This is a genomic window from Siminovitchia terrae (assembly GCF_003605405.2).
Classification (GTDB): domain Bacteria; phylum Bacillota; class Bacilli; order Bacillales; family Bacillaceae_C; genus Siminovitchia; species Siminovitchia terrae.
In genome coordinates this window covers 44660-63377 of sequence record NZ_QYTW02000018.1, presented here as the reverse complement: position 1 = coordinate 63377, position 18718 = coordinate 44660, and the positions used below count along the sequence as shown (strand labels likewise).

Below are 18718 nucleotides of genomic sequence, written 5' to 3'. Positions count from 1 at the left end.
TTCTTCTTCCGGGTATTATATGTTTTAGCATCCGGCCATCGGTTTAAAAAACATAAAAGCATAAAAAAAAGGGTAATTGGAGTTTCTTCATTTTTAATTATTATTTCCGCAATATCTTCTCCATTGCTTTTCCCTTTGCTAACTCATCAATCAGCTTATCCAAATAGCGAATTTCCTGCATAGTTGGTTCTTCGATGTTTTCCACTCGGACACCGCAGACCACACCTTTGATCAAAGACCGCGAAGGATTCAGTTGGGGAGCTTCCGCAAAGAAAGTCTCAAAATCTGTCTGTTTTTCCAGTTGCGCTTCTAACTCTTCCTGGCTATACCCTGTCAACCAACAGATGATTTCATCGACTTCTGTTTTCGTACGTCCTTTTCTCTCCGCCTTCGTAACGTAATGGGGATAGACACTTGCGACACTCATTGTATAAATCCGATGTTTGGTCATGATACATCCTCCCTTTTGTGGTTTTCTTTATTATAGTAAAAAAATAGTCGGGTTTAAAAGAAGTAGCCGTCAATTATTTATTGTTTCCCACACGATAATCCGAATGCCAAAAAGACAGCCCCTAAATAGTGAACTGCACCTTCAATTGTCAAACTGTGTCTAACAATTGGGGGGGCAGTTCAGACATAAGGACTGTCTTTTACCATTATGAAGTTTCGATTTCAGGGTCTACCCATATTCCAAGGATATGGCCGCTTTCTTTTTCGTCAATAATAAATGATCCGTTTGAATAGCGGTCACTGAATCGCAACTGTGCTGGATTTATTCTTTCAATTTTTCCTTTATCAGTTTTTATATTAATAGGACGGTCGTCTTTGATTAGTCTTAACCCTGAGACTCTGTGCGGATTGTTTTTCAACTCTCTTAGCATAACAACGCCGCGTTTGGCACGGCTGCTCTTTTCAAACTCAGAAAGCTTCACCTTCTTAACAGCCCCCCGATTTGTTGCAATGAATACAGCCGGACTGTTTTCTTCAAGAAAGACTTCTCCGCCCACGACAAAGTCTCCGTCCAATAAATTCATTCCGATGACGCCTAGCCCTCGTACACCTATAGGATTTACCTCTGATTCATCAAAATAGACCCCATAGCCAAGATGTGTCGCCAAAAATAAGCTGCAGTTGCCGTCTGTCACATGAACATCGATGACAACATCATCAGGACGCAAGTTAACAGCAACGAGCGGACGTGAGTATCTCTGTACCTGGTAAAGATTGAGGGAGCTTTTTTTCACCATACCATTTTTTGTGATAAAGAACAGGTATTGTTCCTCTTTAAACTCTTTTACCGATATGGCTTTGATGATCTCTTCATCTTGGTCGATTGGTACAATACCGGAAATATGTTGTCCGAGATCTTTCCAGCGAATGTCTGAAAGCTCATGAACAGGGATATAAATGTAATTGCCTTTATCTGTGAAGAGAAGAAGTGTATCTGCCATATTCAATTCTTCCTGCAACAGCAGCCTGTCCATTTCTTTCATTGCAAGGTCTTGGCCATTGGATGCTGAATATGACCGGATGCTCGTCCTCTTGACATAACCATCCTTTGTCACTGTAACGATGACGTCTTCATTCGGAATCGTGACTTCCAGATTAATTTTTATTTCTTCTATCTTATCTTCAATGACCGTCCTGCGTTCATCCGCGTACTTTTTCTTGACGTCTTTCAATTCTTTCTTGATTACACTTAATAACTTCTTCTCGCTTTCCAAGATAGCCGTCAGCTGCTCAATTAATGTATTCAACTGCTCGGCTTCTTTTTGCAATGCCGTAATATCTGTATTCGTCAAACGGTATAATTGCAAAGAAACAATGGCTTCCGACTGCTTTTCCGAAAACTCAAATCTCTTGATTAAATTCTCTTTTGCATCCCGTTTATCCTTTGATGCACGAATCGTGGCAATGACTTCATCAAGAATCGAAAGAGCCTTCATTAAGCCTTCAACAATATGCTGCCGCTCGAGTGCTTTTTCCAAATCATATCGGGAACGTTTTGTAACAACTTCTTTTTGGTGCTGAATATAGGAATCAAGCAAAGCCAGAATGCCCATCAGCTTCGGCCTTTGATCCTGGATTGCCACCATATTAAAATTGTAGGTGACCTGAAGGTCGCTGTTTTTGAACAGGTAATTCAATATTCCTTCAGCATCAGCTTCCCGCTTCAATTCAATGACGATTCGAAGTCCCGTCCGGTCTGTATCATCACGCACCTCTGAAATTCCTTCCAGCTTTCTGTCTAACCGGAATTCATCAATCCTTTTGACAAGATTTGCCTTGTTCACATCATACGGAAGCTCGGTGATGACAATTTGCTGCCTGCCTCCCCGAATCGAATCAATGTCTGTCTTTCCTCTTACGACAATTCTCCCTTTTCCGGTTTCGTAGGCTTTTTTGATACCGTCTATTCCTTGAATGATACCGCCTGTTGGAAAATCTGGACCTTTGATCGCAGTCATAACTTCTTCCACTGAACAGGCAGGCTTTTCAATCCTCATGATGACGGCTTCGATCACTTCTCCTAAATGATGGGGAGGAATGTCTGTCGCATAACCTGCTGAAATCCCTGTAGAGCCATTGACAAGCAAGTTAGGAAATCTTGCCGGAAGGACAGTCGGCTCAGAAGAGGTATCGTCAAAGTTCGGAATGAAGTCTACCGTTCTTTTGTCGATGTCCCTTAAAAGCTCAGCGGAGAGTTCAGAAAGCCGCGCCTCTGTATACCTCATGGCAGCTGCTGGATCTCCATCAACGCTACCGTTGTTTCCGTGCATTTCAACAAGAATATTACGCACTTTCCAATTCTGACTCATCCTGACCATTGCGTCATAGACAGACGAGTCTCCATGCGGATGGTAATTACCAATTACATTACCTACTGTTTTGGCTGATTTCCTAAAACCTTTTTCAGCCGTATTACCATCCGTATGCATTGCATATAGAATTCTTCTTTGAACGGGTTTTAATCCATCTCGTGCATCTGGAAGTGCCCGGTCTTGAATAATGTATTTACTGTAACGCCCAAAACGGTCGCCAAGCACTTCTTCAAGGGGCAAATCTTGAAATCTTTCTGCTGTTGTCATGAATTTGCAGAACCCCCTTCTGATGTGATATTTTCATTCTCTAATATATTTATATCTTCATGCATGCCGAACTGGACGTTTTTCTCAATCCACTTCCTGCGTGGTTCGACTTTGTCACCCATTAATGTCGTTACCCGCTTTTCCGCGCTTGCCGCATCATCAATCAGAACCCGTATCAACGTTCTTGTTTCAGGGTCCATTGTCGTTTCCCAAAGCTGATCAGGGTTCATCTCACCAAGACCTTTATAACGCTGAAGCATGAATCCTTTACCGACTTTTTTTGTCACACCGTCCAGCTCATCATCAGTCCAGGCATACTCAATCACTTCTTTTTTGCCTGTACCCTTGCTCACTTTATAAAGGGGGGGAAGAGCAATGAACACTTTCCCTGCTTCAATTAAAGGCTTCATATACCGATAGAAGAACGTCAACAACAGTACCTGGATATGGGCTCCATCTGTATCGGCATCCGTCATAATGATCACTTTATCATAATTGACATCATCAATATTGAAGTCCGACCCCACTCCGGCACCAATTGTATGGATAATCGTATTGATCTCTTCATTCTTAAAAATATCTTCAAGCTTTGCTTTTTCTGTATTGATGACCTTTCCCCGTAAAGGAAGGACTGCCTGGAACCGTCGATCACGCCCTTGTTTGGCAGATCCACCTGCAGAATCACCTTCGACCAGATAAAGTTCATTTTTATTCGGATTTTTTGATTGCGCAGGTGTAAGTTTTCCAGACAATAAAGCATCTGTCCGCTTTTTGCGTTTGCCGCTGCGAGCATCCTCTCTTGCCTTTCTAGCGGCTTCTCTTGCCTGAGCAGCTTTGATTGCTTTTTTGACAAGCAAAGAACTGATCGTTGGATTTTCCGCGAGAAAATAAGATAAATGCTCCGAAACAGTCGTATCGACGGCCGATCTGGCTTCCGCTGTGCCCAGCTTCCCTTTTGTCTGACCCTCGAATTGGAGCATATCCTCAGGAACACGAACCGAAACGATAGCAGCGAGACCTTCTCTGATATCAGTCCCTTCAAGGTTCTTATCCTTTTCTTTTAACATTCCGTTTTTACGGGCAAACTCGTTGAATACCCTTGTGATGGCTGTTTTGGCCCCCACTTCATGTGTTCCTCCGTCTTTAGTTCTGACGTTGTTTACAAAAGATAGAATATTCTCTGAGAATCCATCGTTAAATTGGAAAGCAAATTCCACTTCTATGCCTCCGGCTTTACCTTCTATAGAAACAACCGGATGAAGGACATCCTTCTCTCCATTCAAATATTCTACAAAGGCTTCGATGCCATTCTCATAGTGGAAGATTTCCTGCTGATCGTTCCTTAAATCGATAAGCTCGATTGTAAGACCTTTTAACAAGAAAGCCGACTCCCTTAAACGGCTGCTTAATACTTCGTAATTAAAAGAAGTAGCACTAAAAATAGTCGGGTCCGGCTTGAAATGAATCGTGGTGCCTGTTTGCCTGGTAGTGCCCAAACGTTCAAGTGTTGTCTCCGGTTTTCCGCCATCGCAGAATCTTTGTTCGTATATATTACCGTCTCTTTTAATCGTCACTACAAGCCATTCGGAAAGGGCGTTTACAACCGATGCACCGACCCCATGGAGCCCGCCGCTCGTTTTGTATCCCCCCTGTCCGAATTTCCCGCCTGCGTGCAACACAGTCAGAATGACTTCAGTTGTGGGCTTTCCGGATTGATGCATGCCTGTTGGCATACCTCTCCCCTTATCTTCTACACTTACACTGTTATCTTTATGAAGTTTAACGGTGATTCGATCGCCAAATCCTGCTAGAGCTTCGTCCACCGAGTTGTCAACAATTTCATAAACAAGATGATGCAGGCCGCGGGCATCTGTTGATCCTATATACATACCAGGACGCTTTCTAACAGCCTCTAGTCCCTCCAATATCTGGATGGAGTCATCATTATAATCAGTCATTATATTTTCAGCCATAATCGCTCTCCCTTCATAGGGCCTATAACCGCCACCGAAACATTTGTTCGTATTGATAACTATACCATATTTACCAAAGCATGTCTTATTGTATATCTCATTGAACCCTTTTTGCAAATGCAGAAAAAGGACGGTACAAACCATTTTGTTATATCAGGCGATAAGAAAAGTGCAAGCGCCTTGGTCAGCGCGGGCAAACAAGCTGCTTCCTGAGGAGGCAGTTCTTCAGCCACCACAGGGAAGCGCTAGGCGCTGGCCGCCTCAAGCCGCCACATCCTGTGGCTTCGGTGGCACTAGTACTTCCTGTACTTCGGCAGGCTCAGAACACGACGTCCTGTCGCTTCGCTTGCACTAGTACTTCCTGTACGTCGTAGCTGGACAAAGATAAAGCTTCCTTTGAATAAAATTTTCCATAACAAGTTATACTTTATTTACTCAAAAAAACAAGCGTCGGCTGCGCTTGTTTTTTATCGTGTCAATGAATGTTCGACCTTGATACAACGGTTCATGATGACAGTATACCCTCTGTCTTTCAAAAACTGGTATGCTTCCTCATTTTCAACGCCAAGCTGGGCCCAAAATACATCCGCATCAATTTCTACGAACTCCTTTGCGTGTTCTGGGAGATTTTCGGAACGCCTGAATATATTTACTATATCGACATGTCCTTTAATATCCTTTAAAGAGTCAACAGCCTTTACTCCGAATACTTCATCCACCATCGGATTAACAGGAATGATTTCATATCCAGCTTGCTGCATCGCTTCAGCTATGCTGTAAGATGTACGTTCAGGATTATCACTCAGGCCGACAACGGCGATGCGCTTTGCTTTTTTTAAAATCTTGCCCATCTCTTCCCTGCTTGGATTTACGATTGCCATGATGAACCTCCTTGTATTGTTCCCTTTACACTATCGTAAGTCACTATTTATTTTCACGCAAGCACCATCATAGGATTTGCAAGAAATTCTAATCATTTTGCTCGCTGTCATGGTACAATGTAAAAGCAAATACATTACTTTCTCTTAATTGACAAAAAGGGGCAATTTTCATGTTTTATTTCGTTGTTATTTTATTATCATATTTAATTGGCTCCATTCCGTCAGGATTGATTGTAGGAAAGCTTTTTTACGGAATTGACATCAGGGAGCATGGGAGCGGAAATCTCGGTGCCACCAATACATTTCGGACACTCGGAAAAAAAGCGGGAGCAGCCGTAACTATTGCTGATATATTAAAAGGGACAGTGACTGTTTTTCTGCCGATGCCAATATTGTTTGACCTGAATATCCATCCTTTGCTTGTCGGGATGTTTGCCGTCATTGGTCATATGTTTCCTGTCTTTGCAAAATTCAGAGGCGGGAAGGCGGTTGCGACTTCCGCTGGTGTTCTGCTCGGATATAACTTTTTACTTTTTGTAGTATTGATCGCTGCCTTCTTACTTACTTTAAAAATATCCAAGTATGTCTCCCTTTCCTCGATGATAGCCGGTATATTTGGTCTTATTTACTGCCTCATTCTTCAAGACTGGCCATTAATCATAGTGGTAACGGCATTTGAAGTATTTGTCGTATATCGTCATAGGGCAAATATAAAAAGAATTAGGAATAAAACCGAACCAAAAGTGACATGGATTTAAAAATCTAGTCGATAAGGACGGGAATCCCTTTGAAAACTAAACCAGTCATCATCACAGGCGTACTTGTGATTCTCACAGCGATTGGCTTTATTATTTATATAGCCAATCTGAATGAAGTTCATTCAGATCAACGATTAACAATTTCATATCATACCTCCAGAGAAAGTGCGTTGCAAGAAAAAAATTATAAAACAGAGGCAGTGATTGCCGGAATTGGGGATATTCTAATTCATGACCGTGTATATGAAGATGCCAAAACTAAATCCGGCTATGATTTTACCCCTATGCTGGCATCTGTAAAACCGATGCTACAAAAGCCCGATTTGCTTATAGCCAATCAGGAATCTATCCCTGGAGGGGAAAAACTTGGCATATCCACTTATCCCAGTTTTAACAGCCCTTATGAGATCATTGATGCCATTATGGATGCTGGAGTAGACATGGTAACCTGTGCAAATAACCACTCTCTTGATAAAGGCGAGGCGGGAATAGTAAGTGCCATTAATTATTATGAACAAAAAGGTTTGACATACACAGGTATATTTAAAAGTCCTGAAGATAAAGAAGAAATTCGCATCGTTACCAAAAACGGAATTAGATTTGCCGTTTTGTCCTATGCTGAACATTTTAATGGCATTCCTATTCCAGAAGGAAAACCTTATCTGGTCAGCAAATTGGATAAAGAACGAATACTGTCAGATATAGTAAAAGCAAAGTCAGAGGCAGATGTTATTGTATTGGCAATTCACTGGGGAGATGAATATGTCAGGACTCCAAACGATATGCAAAAGTCATTAGCACAAGAGTTCATAAAAAACGGTGCTGATATTATTTTAGGGCACCACCCTCATGTTCTTCAGCAAATGGAGCTTATCAAGAAAAAAGACGGAAGTTCAGGACTGGTCATCTATTCCCTTGGCAATTTCCTATCAGGTCAGAAATGGGATTATAAAGATATAGGCGGCATGGCTCAAATATTAGTGGAAAAGGAATTGGTTCAGGGTAAGAGAAAAATAAACTTTAAAGAGATTCGTTTTTATCCGACATTTACAGCCAGCGAGGGAACAAACAATTATCATGTTTATCCTTTAGATGTAGCACATGAAAAAGGATTAACGAGTGAAACTAGCAAAAGGATCAATCAATTTATGCAAATTCCTTGATATCAGGCGCATTGTTTCCTATTGTTGAATTACTCGGCTGTTTCTAAGAAGAGGTGATTCCGAATATGCAGATAAAGATATCTAATCATGCCGTGGAATGGTTTAAAGATGAAATGTTTTTAACAACGGGCGACACCGTGAGGTTTTTTGTCAGGTATGGTGGATCCAGTCCCCTTCACGAAGGTTTTTCCCTTGGAATGAATAAGGAAGAGCCAATGGATCCCGGAGTTGAATATCAAAAAGATGGTATTACATTTTTTATTGAAGAAAGAGATCTATGGTATTTTAAGGACCATGACCTGATAGTTGATGTAGATGAAAACAAGGATGGGCCTGTCTATAGTTATGAAAAAGAGTAATCAAATCAGGCAGTTCATCATGAACTGCCTGATTTGATTTGTGTCAATTGGGATAGCTGATACAGCTTCCCCTCTGCTTGAAGGATTTGAAATTGTGTATCTCCCAAAAGATCATAATGGGAATAGCCGTCTTTTCTAATATGAATCCATTCCTTTTTCAACCCATAAGCGGCGCCCCATGCTGCAAGCTGACCCAAGTCATGACAGCCGACTTTCGTTACGGTGTTCATATTCGGAAAGCGCTCATCGAGCCAAAAATGAGTAATGAACGCAATGTTCCCTTCATCTATTGAAGCCTTCCATTTTCTCAATTCATCTCTTGTTATGCCAAATGCCATATCAGTCGCCCACAGGCTTCTGTTTTTTCTTTGCTTTTTCATAAGCTTCGTGCCAATCTAGGAACATCTTTTTCATACGAATTGGGCGGAAATCCTCTTTCCGTACACAAACATGGCTTGTAGAACCAGTAACTGACAATTCGCCACTCTCGTTCAGGATACTGTATCCGTAGATAACTTTAAAACCATCATAAGAATCGATCCAAGTTTTGATAATTGCGTTATCACCATATGTGAGCGGTTTTTTATAGGAAACCTGAACATCCAATACTGGTGCAAGAATTCCGCTTTTCTCCATTTCCGCATAGGAAAATCCCAAATCTTTAATAAGTTGTGTCCTTCCAAGCTCCATCCAAACGATATAGTTGGAATGGTGCACTACTCCCATCTGGTCTGTTTCTGCATAACGCACTTCAATATTTGTATGTGCTACGACATGACTCATTTGTTTGTCCAACCTTTCCAGAAAAAGTTCATATAATTGTTTTTATTTTATGAGGGTAGAATACTGAAACCCGATAATATAAAGAAATTCTAAATTCTATCCTCTCTCTTTATTATAGTACTACTATATAATAGAAGAAAGTAGGTTTAGAAGGAGCAACAATTTAATCAATCAGTCACCCGTATATATTTGCAATGTTCGTTTTTATGCGAAAGAAAAAAACTCTTAAATTGAAGGGCTTCATTCTCTCCAGTTATCGCAGCACAATCAATTTTACGTACATTTCCTCTTATTTACACAACATGCCCCCTTGTTGCACCCGTCAAATAGACGGAGATTTCCCATGATTTTCTGGAACTGCCTTTCTTTCCACAAGATAAAGTTAACAGGCCTAGTATCTTCAATGGCGATGTCCTGAGTATCATTGCTTTCCTCCAATATGCTAATCCGGTAGATTTCATCCCCTACCGAACGCCATCAAAGGAATCTTTTAGAACTATGTTGTTTTATTTTTAGTACATACAAAACGTAACAATCAGAACTACCAGTATAGTTGGTGGTTTGCTCAGCATCTAAAAGGTTTTTATTACTGGCTCATGTCTAAATCAACCACGCTTTTATTCTTCATCACTGTTTTAGCGACTAACTAAACTTTATTGTACGATTGGTTTTTCTTGTCCATAGCTATAAGCTTTCCGGAACCCTCTGCAATGAGTTTTCTAAGAATAAAAGAAAAGTGGATTTGGAAAAATTAAAGATCTTCCAAATCCACTTTTTAGACAATCCTTTATTTTTATTGAGTAATGCGCTCGAAAAACGCTTTTGTTTTTTTAAAATCAGTTACATGTTGATTGTATTTTTGGCTATCTATGCAAATGTAATTACTATGATTTGTAAATGTCCCAATAACTCGCCCTTTAATCGCTTTTAGTTGTTCATCTTGCTCAATCACGACATAGTAGGGGACTTCTTTAGAAGATCGTTAAAAACGCTTGAATTTTTTTCCCATTTGAAATCACTCCTGTTATTTATTCTTCTTTTTTTATATATATTGGTGATTTTAAAAGAAAGCATAATATAAATGCAATCACTATTAAAATGAAAGCAGACATAAAACCATTATTAAGCCCCTTCAACAATGATGGTAAAGAAATGCCCTCATAATCATTTGAATATCTAGTAATTGTAGCTGACATAACCCCTACCATTATTGCAGCTCCAAGTGAAGCAAACACTTGACGAACAGTATTATTAATTGCAGAACCATGACTTATTAATTCATTCGGTAATGCATTTATCCCCGCTGTAGCTAACGGCATCATTACTAATCCCATACCTAACATCCTTAATGAATAAAGACAAACAATCCACCAAATTGCAGTTTCCTTAGTGAGCCATAAGAAAGGAAATGATGCTATAGTTAGAATTAACATGCCTATCATTGCTATTTTTTTAATACCATACTTATCAAATAGTTTCCCTGCAATTGGTGAAATCACACCTAAAACAAGTGCACCTGGAAGTAATATTAGACCCGATTGAAGTGCCGAATATTCCTTTATTGATTGTGTATAAATGGGTAAGAGAATTTCTGATCCAATCATTGTCATAAAAATAATAGCAACAATTATTGTAGACAACGTAAAAGTTCTGCTTTTAAATACTCTTAACTCCAAAAATGGTTGTGTTATTTTTAATTGACGACGGGAAAATATTATTATGACTACAATACCTATTATGCAAGAAATCCACGTAATCTCATTTTGCCATCCTACATTTCCTGCAACATTTATCCCATAAAGAAGTGAACCTAAACCTAGGCTACTAAGTAATAGAGAGAAAAAATCAAGCTTAGGCTTTGTTAAATTAATAATATTTTTCATATAAAAGAATGCTAGCAATATATTAACCCCTACAATTGGAAGAAGTATATAAAATAAGTAACGCCAATCATAATAATCTACAATCCAACCAGATACAGTTGGAGCGATTGCAGGAGAAAATGCTATAACAATTCCTACTAATCCCATGGCTTCCCCTCGCCGTTCAGCTGGATATACCAAAAACATTAGGGTTTGCATTAAAGGAATCATTAATCCTGAACCAATAGCTTGAATAATACGCCCTAAAAGTAGTGTGTTATATGTTGTACTTAGTGCACAAATGACAGTTCCTACTGCAAAACTTCCCATTGCCACAAAAAATAAAGTTCTATTGGTTATTGTATTTAACAAAAACGCAGAAGTAGGAATCATTATGCCACTGATTAGCATAAATGACGTGATAAGCCATTGTGCGTCAATAGCATTGATATCTAAATCGCTCATTATTTTTGGTAAAGCGGTAACCAACAAGGTTTGATTAATGATGGTTAAAAAAGTCCCAGCCATTAAAACAAGCACAAATCCAGCTCGTTTGAAATGATTTCCGTTTATATCAATTGGTTGTATTTGATTTTTTTCCATATCGTTTAAATTCCTCTCACTTAAAATAAACTGAGGTATATTATTTTATACTCTGGTTTATTTTTATAATAATATGATATAATAATGATGTCAATATTTTTTTGAGGAGTTAAAAAGACATGAGTAAAAAAGAGAAAATCATTGAAGTTGCTAAACAACTATTTCGAACAAAAGGCTATCACGATACTGCAATCCAAGATATCTTGGAACATTCCAAAGTCTCAAAAGGGACATTTTATAATTACTTTTCTACAAAATCACAATTAATTCTTCATATTATTCAAAAAGTAGATGCGAAAGTAGAAGAACAACAAAACTTGTTGCTACTAGAAGGTATGCCAAATGATAAGCAAATTTTTTATTCACAGCTTCGAGTAAAACATTCCATCTATGGAACTGAGAAGATTGCAGAGTTATATAATATTTCTTTAGGGGAAAATGATGAAGAACTACAAAAATATATGGCGAAGAGCCATTATAAAGAGCTGGATTGGCTAGCAACTCGCTTAATTGAGGTTTATGGTAATGAAATAGAAGATAGTGCTATGGATTTATCTACTCATTTTATTGGAGGATTAGGCTATCAATTTAGATATTCTGATCAAATGAAGCTGGATCTTAATAGCTCTGATATTTTAGATTATAATATTATACGTTTAGAAAAAAATATTGAAACAACAAAGCAATCTAATCAAGTTCTCTTTCCGTATAAATCGCCTAGTTCAGTTGAAAGTCAAGAAATCGCCATCAGTAAAATACAAAAATTATTAACAATAAATGATGATGAATTTTCACAGGAAGAACAAGAGATAATCAACTTTATTTTGGAGGAAATTCAAAACTCATATGTAAGATGGGGTGTTTGTGAAGGAGCTATTCGACAATTAAAAATACTATCCTCGTCTATTACAAGAAATAAACAACTATTTAATGAAATATTTAATATTATTCATAAACAAACCAAAAAATAATAATTCCAAGTCACAGCCAATGTGTCAACAAAGTCATGTAAAAGACTTTGTTGACAATTTTTTAAAAAGTAGACTTTCATTCAAATGATAATTTCCGCATATTTTCTTTTCTTAATTTTCAAATAAAATCAACTTATATAAATTAGAAACCAAGCTCTCCATACAATATGTTTCAATGTTATACCCTTTATTAGCTGTAATCGAAACTAATTTCGTTTTTACAACGCAAACCAAAAATCAAAGTTAAATGGAGAATAAAAAAAGAAATAAAATATGCCAATGCAAATTTCTCACTAAATATATCACTGTCATAAGATTCGAAAAAGAAAAGCTTACCATAATATCGGCATTATTCAATGTATTAAAACGAATCGAAATTCCCTTTAAAACTTCTAAAACCCTAAAAATAAACTTCCCTCTTTTGAGTAACAATGCGGCATTCTTTTTTGGTTAATCGGATAATCAACCTCTATTTATCAAATACACCTTGGCGTAGGCTTTGACTTTATTCAGCCAGGGTTTGAACCCCAACTGATTTGAATACCAATATGCATTCATCTCACCACTTATAGAAGTGGGAGATTGAGGGGAATAATTGCAGATAATGAACAATTATTTTCGTGCACGTGCGAGCATGGTGTACATAATGACCAATAATGAAGTAATGAATCAGATCCTTGCCTTTTACATGGACATGAATGGAATGCTCACCTTTATGGGCTCCTACCCAACTTATGGCAGAGGTACTGGGTCTCCACTGCAACAGCAAATGATGGCGGAACCCCTTAGCGTCTAAAGGCGCATTAACTTTGTCCCGTGATGGACGTTTCCTACTTGCTGGGTAATGCAGGCAGCCATAGTATCAGTAATTTCATCATAACAGACAGTGCCCAATAGCGTAGATGTGTTTGCTAATGTTCTCTATATCTCAAATGTAGGAAATGCCGCAAACAAGAAGCAGGCTCAAATGCGCTGTCATCCTATTCATTGAGCAACGACGGGATCCTTCATGTGATAAGCGGCTCTGTACCAAACGGATATCAGAATGCTTGTTGGGTTGTAACAACGAGGGATGAACGTTTTGCATACACCACCAACACTTTAATTGGTACCATCTCCCCCTATCTAATTGATCCGAATGGAGCACTGTCGGTTGTAAGGCATATTACCAGTACACCCCTAGGTACAGCACCAGCTCTGCCGATGGATGTTGGAGTGAGTAAAGATGGACGGCATTTTTACATCCTTAATGGAAATCAGGGGACGGTGTCAGTCTTTAATATCCAAGATGATGGTAATCTGGTAAGATTGCAGGTTGCCGCATGGACTTACCTTCCTTACTTTGGATCGGAAGGTTTAGCTGTTCTTTAGTTCATGGGGTTCACCATACTGCGTGGAATAGACATGACAGGCGTTGCTAAAACAAGCCTGCCTACTTACTAGTGGCTTTTGTTATAAGATCATCATATTGGATGAAGGCAATGAGACATTTGCACAAATAATAAAAGCCGGCGTTTGCCGGCTTTTATTATTTATATTTATTTTGCTGGGCAGCGGACTCATCTTGAATTTCCTCCCGCATGCCCTGGATGCTTTCTCTTCTTTTTTGATTTTTTTGTTCAATTTGAGATTTTTGTTCTCCGTCGGCAAATTGCATCGTTTCCTCAGCCTTTTCTATATTTTCAATCGTATTATGAACCATTTTCTGGAGCTTCTCAACATTATCGCTGCGATCATCCGGTTTAGGTTTGTTCTGCACTACTACATTTCCCCCTTCAAAAATTCTATGGTGTTATTCTCCTTTTGTCTGAATAAGAGAAGGTTGCCGCCCTGTTTTATCCGCCATTTTCTTCCCCTTATTGGCGTCCACCGCAACGGATTTTTCCCCAAGATGATCCGGGGTGAAATTCTCTTGACTTCTTTTCGGATTGCCCATATTACTCTCCCCCCTCAATAACATTATTTCCTGTGGGGGAGAAAATATGAGCCGTTTAACTGATTTTTCCTCGTTTCAGATGCTTCTCTTCCAATCGATCTTCAATTTTTTGCAAAGCTTCCAGATCTTTAAGAAGCGCCTCCCTGTTTTCTTCAACTAAATTTAAAAATGATTTCCTTTTGTTCCTTCTCATGCTCGATCACTCCTTTACTTTAATATTGTCCTAACTTTCTAAAGTTAAACCAATTTTCTAACTCTTTTTAAAAAGAATTTTACGTATAAAAAACATCCCACCAAATGGCAGGATGTTTCAATTAATGAGTGAGCACCTATAGTGCCTATCCGGTTATTCAGCTATTTTTCCACGAAGTACCAATGGAAGGATACCGCCATTGCGGTAATAGTCAATTTCTACAACTGAATCAAAGCGGACAAGTGCTTCAAATTCGGTTTTACTACCATCTTCAGCGATTGCTGTAACTTTCACGATATCTCGTGGTTTGACATTTTCATCCATTTGAACATTGATGACTTCTTTTCCTGTCAATCCGAGTACATCTGCATTTTCGCCTTTTTTGAACTGTAAAGGAAGCACACCCATCATTGCAAGGTTTGAACGGTGGATACGTTCGTAGCTTTCGGCAATAACAGTTTTAATACCAAGCAGGTAGGTTCCTTTTGCAGCCCAGTCACGGGAAGATCCCATACCATAGTCTTTTCCTGCAAGAACAACGAGTCCTGTACCATCTTCTTTATATCTCATGCATGTATCATACATGGACCCGACTTCGCCAGTAGGCCAGTATGTGGAGAAACCACCTTCTGTACCAGGCGCTACCTGATTGCGGATACGGATATTAGCAAATGTGCCACGCATCATAACCTCATGATTTCCTCTGCGTGAGCCATAAGAGTTAAACTCGCGAGGCTGAACGCCATTATCAAGTAAATATTTACCTGCAGGCGTATCTTTTCCAATTGCTCCAGCTGGAGAAATATGGTCAGTTGTAACTGAATCTCCAAATTTCCCTACAACACGCAAATCTTTAAGCGGTTCGATCGTTGCCAATTCTTTTGATAAGTTTTCGAAGAATGGCGGGTTTTGAATATATGTTGAATCCGCATTCCAATTGTAAAGAGGTTCATTGCTTGTTTTAATATCATTCCAACGCTTATTATCACTGAATACATGTTCATATTCCTTACGGAATAATTCTGGTGTAACTGTCTTTTTAACCGTTTCAGCAACTTCTTCCTTGCTAGGCCAAATATCTTTCATGTAAACGTCATTACCATCAGCATCTTTTCCAAGCGGCTCTTTCGATAAATCGATATCTACAGTTCCAGCCAATGCATAAGCAACTACAAGCGGAGGTGAAGCCAGATAGTTCCCTTTTACAAGCGGATGGATACGGCCTTCAAAGTTACGGTTTCCAGAAAGGACAGAAGTAACAAGAAGGTCATTGTCTATAATTGACTTTTCAATTTCTTCCTTTAACGGACCGGAATTTCCAATACAGGTCGTACAGCCGTAACCTACAAGATCGAATCCAAGCTGGGATAAGTAAGGCATTAGGCCAGCATCATTTAAATAACCTGTAACAACCTTGGAACCCGGTGCAAGGGATGTTTTAACGTATTTCGGCACTTGTAATCCCTTTTCAACTGCTTTTTTCGCAAGAAGACCGGCCCCTAGCATTACATAAGGGTTGGATGTGTTCGTACAGCTTGTAATGGCTGCAATGACAACAGCGCCAGTTTTCATTTTTTCTACAGCACCGTCATTGAACTTGACATTCACTTCTTTGCTAATTTCAGCATGCTCAAGACCAAAGCTTTGGTTGCTGACTGGAGCACTCAACGCTTCGTTAAATGTAGTCTTCATTTGAGAAAGAGGAATCAAGTCCTGTGGACGTTTTGGCCCGGAAAGGTTTGCCTCAATCTCGGAAAGGTCAATTTCTACAATATCTTTATAAACAGGCTCTTCTTTATCGACTGTGAAGAACATATCATTTTCACGCAAGTATGTTTCTACAAGCTTCACTTGCTCTTCCGGGCGGCCTGTCAAACGGAGATAATTCAAAGTTTCTCCATCTACAGGGAAGAATCCACATGTAGCACCATATTCAGGAGCCATGTTGGCAACCGTAGCACGGTCTGCAAGCGGCAGTGTAGAAACACCATCTCCGAAGAACTCGACAAATTTACCTACGACTCCGTGTGTACGAAGAACGTTTGTCACCTTTAATGCCAAATCGGTAGCAGTTGCACCATTTGGCAGCTCACCTGTCAATTTCACCCCAACAACTTCAGGAATCGGGAAATAAGACGGTTGCCCGAGCATTCCGGCTTCCGCTTCAATTCCGCCTACACCCCAACCAAGAACACCGATACCGTTAATCATTGTAGTATGAGAGTCCGTTCCGACAAGTGTATCTGGGAATGCTTCATAATCTCCATCAGAAGTTTCAACTGCATGGACAACATTCGCAAGGTACTCAAGGTTGACCTGATGTACAATCCCAGTTGCTGGAGGAACCGCACGGTAATTTTTAAATGCTTTTTGAGCCCAGCTTAAAAATTCATAGCGCTCGGCATTTCGTTCAAACTCATAGTCCATGTTCACTTGAAGTGCTTGAGGAGAACCGTATGTGTCCACCTGTACAGAGTGGTCGATTACCAAATCAACCGGAATCTCAGGATTGATTTTTTCCGCGTCTCCACCAAGGTCTGACATGGCTTTCCTTAATGCAGCCAAATCAACAACTGCCGGAACACCTGTAAAGTCTTGTAAAATGACACGTGAAGGCTTAAATGGAACCTCTCCATCCTGAACTTCTCCTGTTGCCCATTTTGCCAAGTTCTCTACATGTTCTTTTGTAATGACACGTCCATCATATTGTCTGAGGACTGATTCCAACAGCACTTTAATGGAATATGGCAAACGAGAGATCGATGCCACTCCTTCATCTTCCAAGGCTGACAAGCGATAAAATTGGTACCGTTTGCCATCAATCTCAAAAGATGAGCGGGCGTTAAAAATGTCGTTTTTAGTTTCTGCCATTTCAATTACCCCTTTTTTGATCATAGTTTCTTTCCCGAACCGCAATTTTGCCAATCCCATAAGGAATTGGCTAGTTCACCACTTAATCATATTACATGATAGGACATAAGTAAATAATAAGAAAGTTATTGAAAACAATAAGTATTCCTTATTAAAACAACCATATTCCACTTTCATGATAACAAAACCGTCTGGATTTTAAAAATAATATCTACTTAGTTTGAGTATACTAACTTTGTCGCCTTAAAATAGATGTTTTTCAATGGAAGCAAAAAAATGTTTAGTCTATATTTCAACAGGCAATAATAAAATTAAGGCAAAAATAAAAATTCCGAGAAGGAGATGATTTTACATGGGCTTTCTATTATATCTGATTGTTGGTGGAATTATTGGATGGCTAGCAGGACTGATTTTGGGTAAGGATGTACCTGGTGGAATTATTGGTAATATCATTGCAGGTATTATTGGAGCCTGGCTTGGCGGAGCGCTGTTTGGAAATTGGGGGCCTATGATGGCAGGTATTCCGATAGTTCCAGCGCTGATTGGAGCCATCATCTTAGTACTAGTTCTCAGTCTTATCATGGGGGCCATGGCAAGAAACCGCAGGTCTTAAATATTGCCTTAATCACGGGAGCTTAATGCTCCCGTTTTGTATTCCTGCTGATACTTTTCAGCATAATATAAAACTTCCTCGACATATTCGTCGCTGTGATTATAAGCAAAAACAGCTTTCTCAATGTCTCCTACGGCTGCTCCGTTTTTAGCTAAATAATTCGCTGCTGTAAAAATCGAATCTTCAATATCCCACGGGTCGGCCTTGCCGTCTCCATTTGCATCCACACCATATCCACCGTATTTCCTGATCACAGCAGGATCAGTTTTTTCGTTTTCAGGGATATCCCCTTTCCCGAGCCCGTCACAGCTAGGGTGAGCCCACCCCACAAAAGTACACGGCATAAACTGCATATGTCCCTCCGCGCCGGCGGGAGATAGCATTGGATCCATGGTGGAAAAGATGGTTTCTACCCGATGATGCGCCGCAAGCAAATACCATGGAACACCATACTCTGCTTCTGCAGCCTTGTAGATCGGCATAAATTCACTCGGCACTTCCTTATTGGGATGTCTATCTTTTATTTCTGTCTTATGGTCTTCCAAATATGAAAGCAACAGCATAAATGCTGCAAAAGGCAATATGAGCATAAGCAAACCCCTGCGTTTTCTTTTTGCTGGCTTACTTTGGATAGCAGGTTTGTTTTTGCTTATCTTATTCATG

Annotated in this window: 17 protein-coding genes and 1 pseudogene; 6 read left to right on the top strand and 12 right to left on the bottom strand. The window is 39.5% G+C overall.

Going from position 1 to position 18718, the window contains the following annotated elements; translation table 11 throughout:
* Window positions 1-100: 100 nt before the first annotated feature.
* From D5F11_RS16535 to D5F11_RS16520, 4 genes are all read right to left on the bottom strand, one after another.
* The gene (locus tag D5F11_RS16535; RefSeq protein ID WP_120117664.1) at window positions 101-451 is read right to left on the bottom strand and encodes a DUF2200 domain-containing protein; all 351 of its coding nucleotides are present in this window, start codon (window positions 449-451) and stop codon (window positions 101-103) included.
* A 205-nt stretch (window positions 452-656) separates the two neighbouring features.
* Window positions 657-3089, bottom strand: coding sequence for a DNA topoisomerase IV subunit A (parC, locus tag D5F11_RS16530; RefSeq protein ID WP_120117665.1), 2433 nt, complete (start codon window positions 3087-3089; stop codon window positions 657-659).
* Window positions 3086-5062, bottom strand: a complete 1977-nt coding sequence (parE, locus tag D5F11_RS16525; protein ID WP_120117666.1) for a DNA topoisomerase IV subunit B — start codon at window positions 5060-5062, stop codon at window positions 3086-3088. Before parE ends, parC begins: the two co-directional genes overlap by 4 nt.
* 467 nt (window positions 5063-5529) lie before the next feature.
* Window positions 5530-5943, bottom strand: coding sequence for a CoA-binding protein (locus D5F11_RS16520; protein WP_120117667.1), 414 nt, complete (start codon window positions 5941-5943; stop codon window positions 5530-5532).
* Window positions 5944-6113: 170 nt separating this feature from the next.
* Here D5F11_RS16520 and plsY point away from each other — a divergent pair, with 170 nt between their 5' ends.
* The 3 genes from plsY (at window position 6114) to D5F11_RS16505 (ending at window position 8223) form a co-directional block, all read left to right on the top strand.
* Window positions 6114-6701 (top strand): glycerol-3-phosphate 1-O-acyltransferase PlsY, encoded by a 588-nt coding sequence (plsY, locus tag D5F11_RS16515; RefSeq protein WP_120117668.1) that lies wholly within the window; start codon window positions 6114-6116, stop codon window positions 6699-6701.
* Window positions 6702-6730: 29 nt separating this feature from the next.
* Complete coding sequence (locus D5F11_RS16510; protein WP_120117669.1) at window positions 6731-7864, top strand: CapA family protein; 1134 nt, start codon at window positions 6731-6733, stop codon at window positions 7862-7864.
* 65 nt (window positions 7865-7929) lie between these two features.
* The gene (locus tag D5F11_RS16505; RefSeq protein ID WP_120117670.1) at window positions 7930-8223 is read left to right on the top strand and encodes a HesB/YadR/YfhF family protein; all 294 of its coding nucleotides are present in this window, start codon (window positions 7930-7932) and stop codon (window positions 8221-8223) included.
* Between the two features lie 17 nt (window positions 8224-8240).
* Here the strand turns inward: D5F11_RS16505 and D5F11_RS16500 are convergent, their stop codons facing one another.
* From D5F11_RS16500 to D5F11_RS16485, 3 genes are all read right to left on the bottom strand, one after another.
* A complete protein-coding gene (locus D5F11_RS16500; protein ID WP_120117671.1) occupies window positions 8241-8561 on the bottom strand; it encodes a hypothetical protein in 321 nt (106 codons plus the stop codon).
* A 1-nt stretch (window position 8562) separates the two neighbouring features.
* Window positions 8563-9006 (bottom strand): acyl-CoA thioesterase, encoded by a 444-nt coding sequence (locus tag D5F11_RS16495; protein WP_120117672.1) that lies wholly within the window; start codon window positions 9004-9006, stop codon window positions 8563-8565.
* A 1028-nt stretch (window positions 9007-10034) separates the two neighbouring features.
* Complete coding sequence (locus D5F11_RS16485) at window positions 10035-11471, bottom strand: MDR family MFS transporter (RefSeq protein WP_120117673.1); 1437 nt, start codon at window positions 11469-11471, stop codon at window positions 10035-10037.
* 119 nt (window positions 11472-11590) lie between these two features.
* Here D5F11_RS16485 and D5F11_RS16480 point away from each other — a divergent pair, with 119 nt between their 5' ends.
* Together D5F11_RS16480 and D5F11_RS16475 are read left to right on the top strand one after the other, a co-directional pair.
* A complete protein-coding gene (locus tag D5F11_RS16480) occupies window positions 11591-12442 on the top strand; it encodes a TetR/AcrR family transcriptional regulator (RefSeq protein ID WP_120117674.1) in 852 nt (283 codons plus the stop codon).
* A gap of 595 nt (window positions 12443-13037) precedes the next feature.
* A pseudogene (locus D5F11_RS16475) lies at window positions 13038-13813 on the top strand (beta-propeller fold lactonase family protein).
* A gap of 157 nt (window positions 13814-13970) precedes the next feature.
* Here the strand turns inward: D5F11_RS16475 and tlp are convergent.
* From tlp to acnA, 4 genes are all read right to left on the bottom strand, one after another.
* Window positions 13971-14201 (bottom strand): small acid-soluble spore protein Tlp, encoded by a 231-nt coding sequence (gene tlp / locus D5F11_RS16470; RefSeq protein WP_120117675.1) that lies wholly within the window; start codon window positions 14199-14201, stop codon window positions 13971-13973.
* A 33-nt stretch (window positions 14202-14234) separates the two neighbouring features.
* Window positions 14235-14378, bottom strand: a complete 144-nt coding sequence (locus D5F11_RS16465; RefSeq protein ID WP_120117676.1) for an acid-soluble spore protein N — start codon at window positions 14376-14378, stop codon at window positions 14235-14237.
* 55 nt (window positions 14379-14433) lie between these two features.
* Window positions 14434-14571 carry an FbpB family small basic protein gene (locus D5F11_RS16460; protein WP_120117677.1) on the bottom strand — a complete coding sequence of 46 codons (138 nt, stop codon included), beginning with the start codon at window positions 14569-14571 and terminating at the stop codon, window positions 14434-14436.
* 153 nt (window positions 14572-14724) lie between these two features.
* Window positions 14725-17442, bottom strand: coding sequence for an aconitate hydratase AcnA (acnA, locus tag D5F11_RS16455; protein ID WP_120117716.1), 2718 nt, complete (start codon window positions 17440-17442; stop codon window positions 14725-14727).
* A gap of 352 nt (window positions 17443-17794) precedes the next feature.
* On the opposite strand from acnA, the gene D5F11_RS16450 reads away from it, so the two are divergent.
* On the top strand, window positions 17795-18055 hold the full coding sequence (locus D5F11_RS16450; RefSeq protein ID WP_120117678.1) for a GlsB/YeaQ/YmgE family stress response membrane protein: 261 nt from the start codon (window positions 17795-17797) through the stop codon (window positions 18053-18055).
* 8 nt (window positions 18056-18063) lie between these two features.
* Here the strand turns inward: D5F11_RS16450 and D5F11_RS16445 are convergent, their stop codons facing one another.
* Window positions 18064-18717: a lytic transglycosylase domain-containing protein gene (locus D5F11_RS16445; protein WP_120117679.1), complete on the bottom strand. Its 654-nt coding sequence runs from the start codon at window positions 18715-18717 to the stop codon at window positions 18064-18066.
* Window position 18718: the final 1 nt, after the last annotated feature.

What these genes read in the sequence shown, in the direction of transcription:
- D5F11_RS16445 (WP_120117679.1), bottom strand. Translation starts at nt 18,717, where the DNA reads ATGAATAAGATAAGCAAAAACAAACCTGCTATCCAAAGTAAGCCAGCA.
- parC (WP_120117665.1), bottom strand. Translation starts at nt 3,089, where the DNA reads ATGACAACAGCAGAAAGATTTCAAGATTTGCCCCTTGAAGAAGTGCTT.
- D5F11_RS16460 (WP_120117677.1), bottom strand. Translation starts at nt 14,571, where the DNA reads ATGAGAAGGAACAAAAGGAAATCATTTTTAAATTTAGTTGAAGAAAAC.
- D5F11_RS16480 (WP_120117674.1), top strand. Translation starts at nt 11,591, where the DNA reads ATGAGTAAAAAAGAGAAAATCATTGAAGTTGCTAAACAACTATTTCGA.
- plsY (WP_120117668.1), top strand. Translation starts at nt 6,114, where the DNA reads ATGTTTTATTTCGTTGTTATTTTATTATCATATTTAATTGGCTCCATT.
- parE (WP_120117666.1), bottom strand. Translation starts at nt 5,062, where the DNA reads ATGGCTGAAAATATAATGACTGATTATAATGATGACTCCATCCAGATA.
- D5F11_RS16520 (WP_120117667.1), bottom strand. Translation starts at nt 5,943, where the DNA reads ATGGCAATCGTAAATCCAAGCAGGGAAGAGATGGGCAAGATTTTAAAA.
- D5F11_RS16535 (WP_120117664.1), bottom strand. Translation starts at nt 451, where the DNA reads ATGACCAAACATCGGATTTATACAATGAGTGTCGCAAGTGTCTATCCC.
- D5F11_RS16500 (WP_120117671.1), bottom strand. Translation starts at nt 8,561, where the DNA reads ATGGCATTTGGCATAACAAGAGATGAATTGAGAAAATGGAAGGCTTCA.
- D5F11_RS16495 (WP_120117672.1), bottom strand. Translation starts at nt 9,006, where the DNA reads ATGAGTCATGTCGTAGCACATACAAATATTGAAGTGCGTTATGCAGAA.
- D5F11_RS16450 (WP_120117678.1), top strand. Translation starts at nt 17,795, where the DNA reads ATGGGCTTTCTATTATATCTGATTGTTGGTGGAATTATTGGATGGCTA.
- D5F11_RS16505 (WP_120117670.1), top strand. Translation starts at nt 7,930, where the DNA reads ATGCAGATAAAGATATCTAATCATGCCGTGGAATGGTTTAAAGATGAA.
- D5F11_RS16485 (WP_120117673.1), bottom strand. Translation starts at nt 11,471, where the DNA reads ATGGAAAAAAATCAAATACAACCAATTGATATAAACGGAAATCATTTC.
- acnA (WP_120117716.1), bottom strand. Translation starts at nt 17,442, where the DNA reads ATGGCAGAAACTAAAAACGACATTTTTAACGCCCGCTCATCTTTTGAG.
- D5F11_RS16465 (WP_120117676.1), bottom strand. Translation starts at nt 14,378, where the DNA reads ATGGGCAATCCGAAAAGAAGTCAAGAGAATTTCACCCCGGATCATCTT.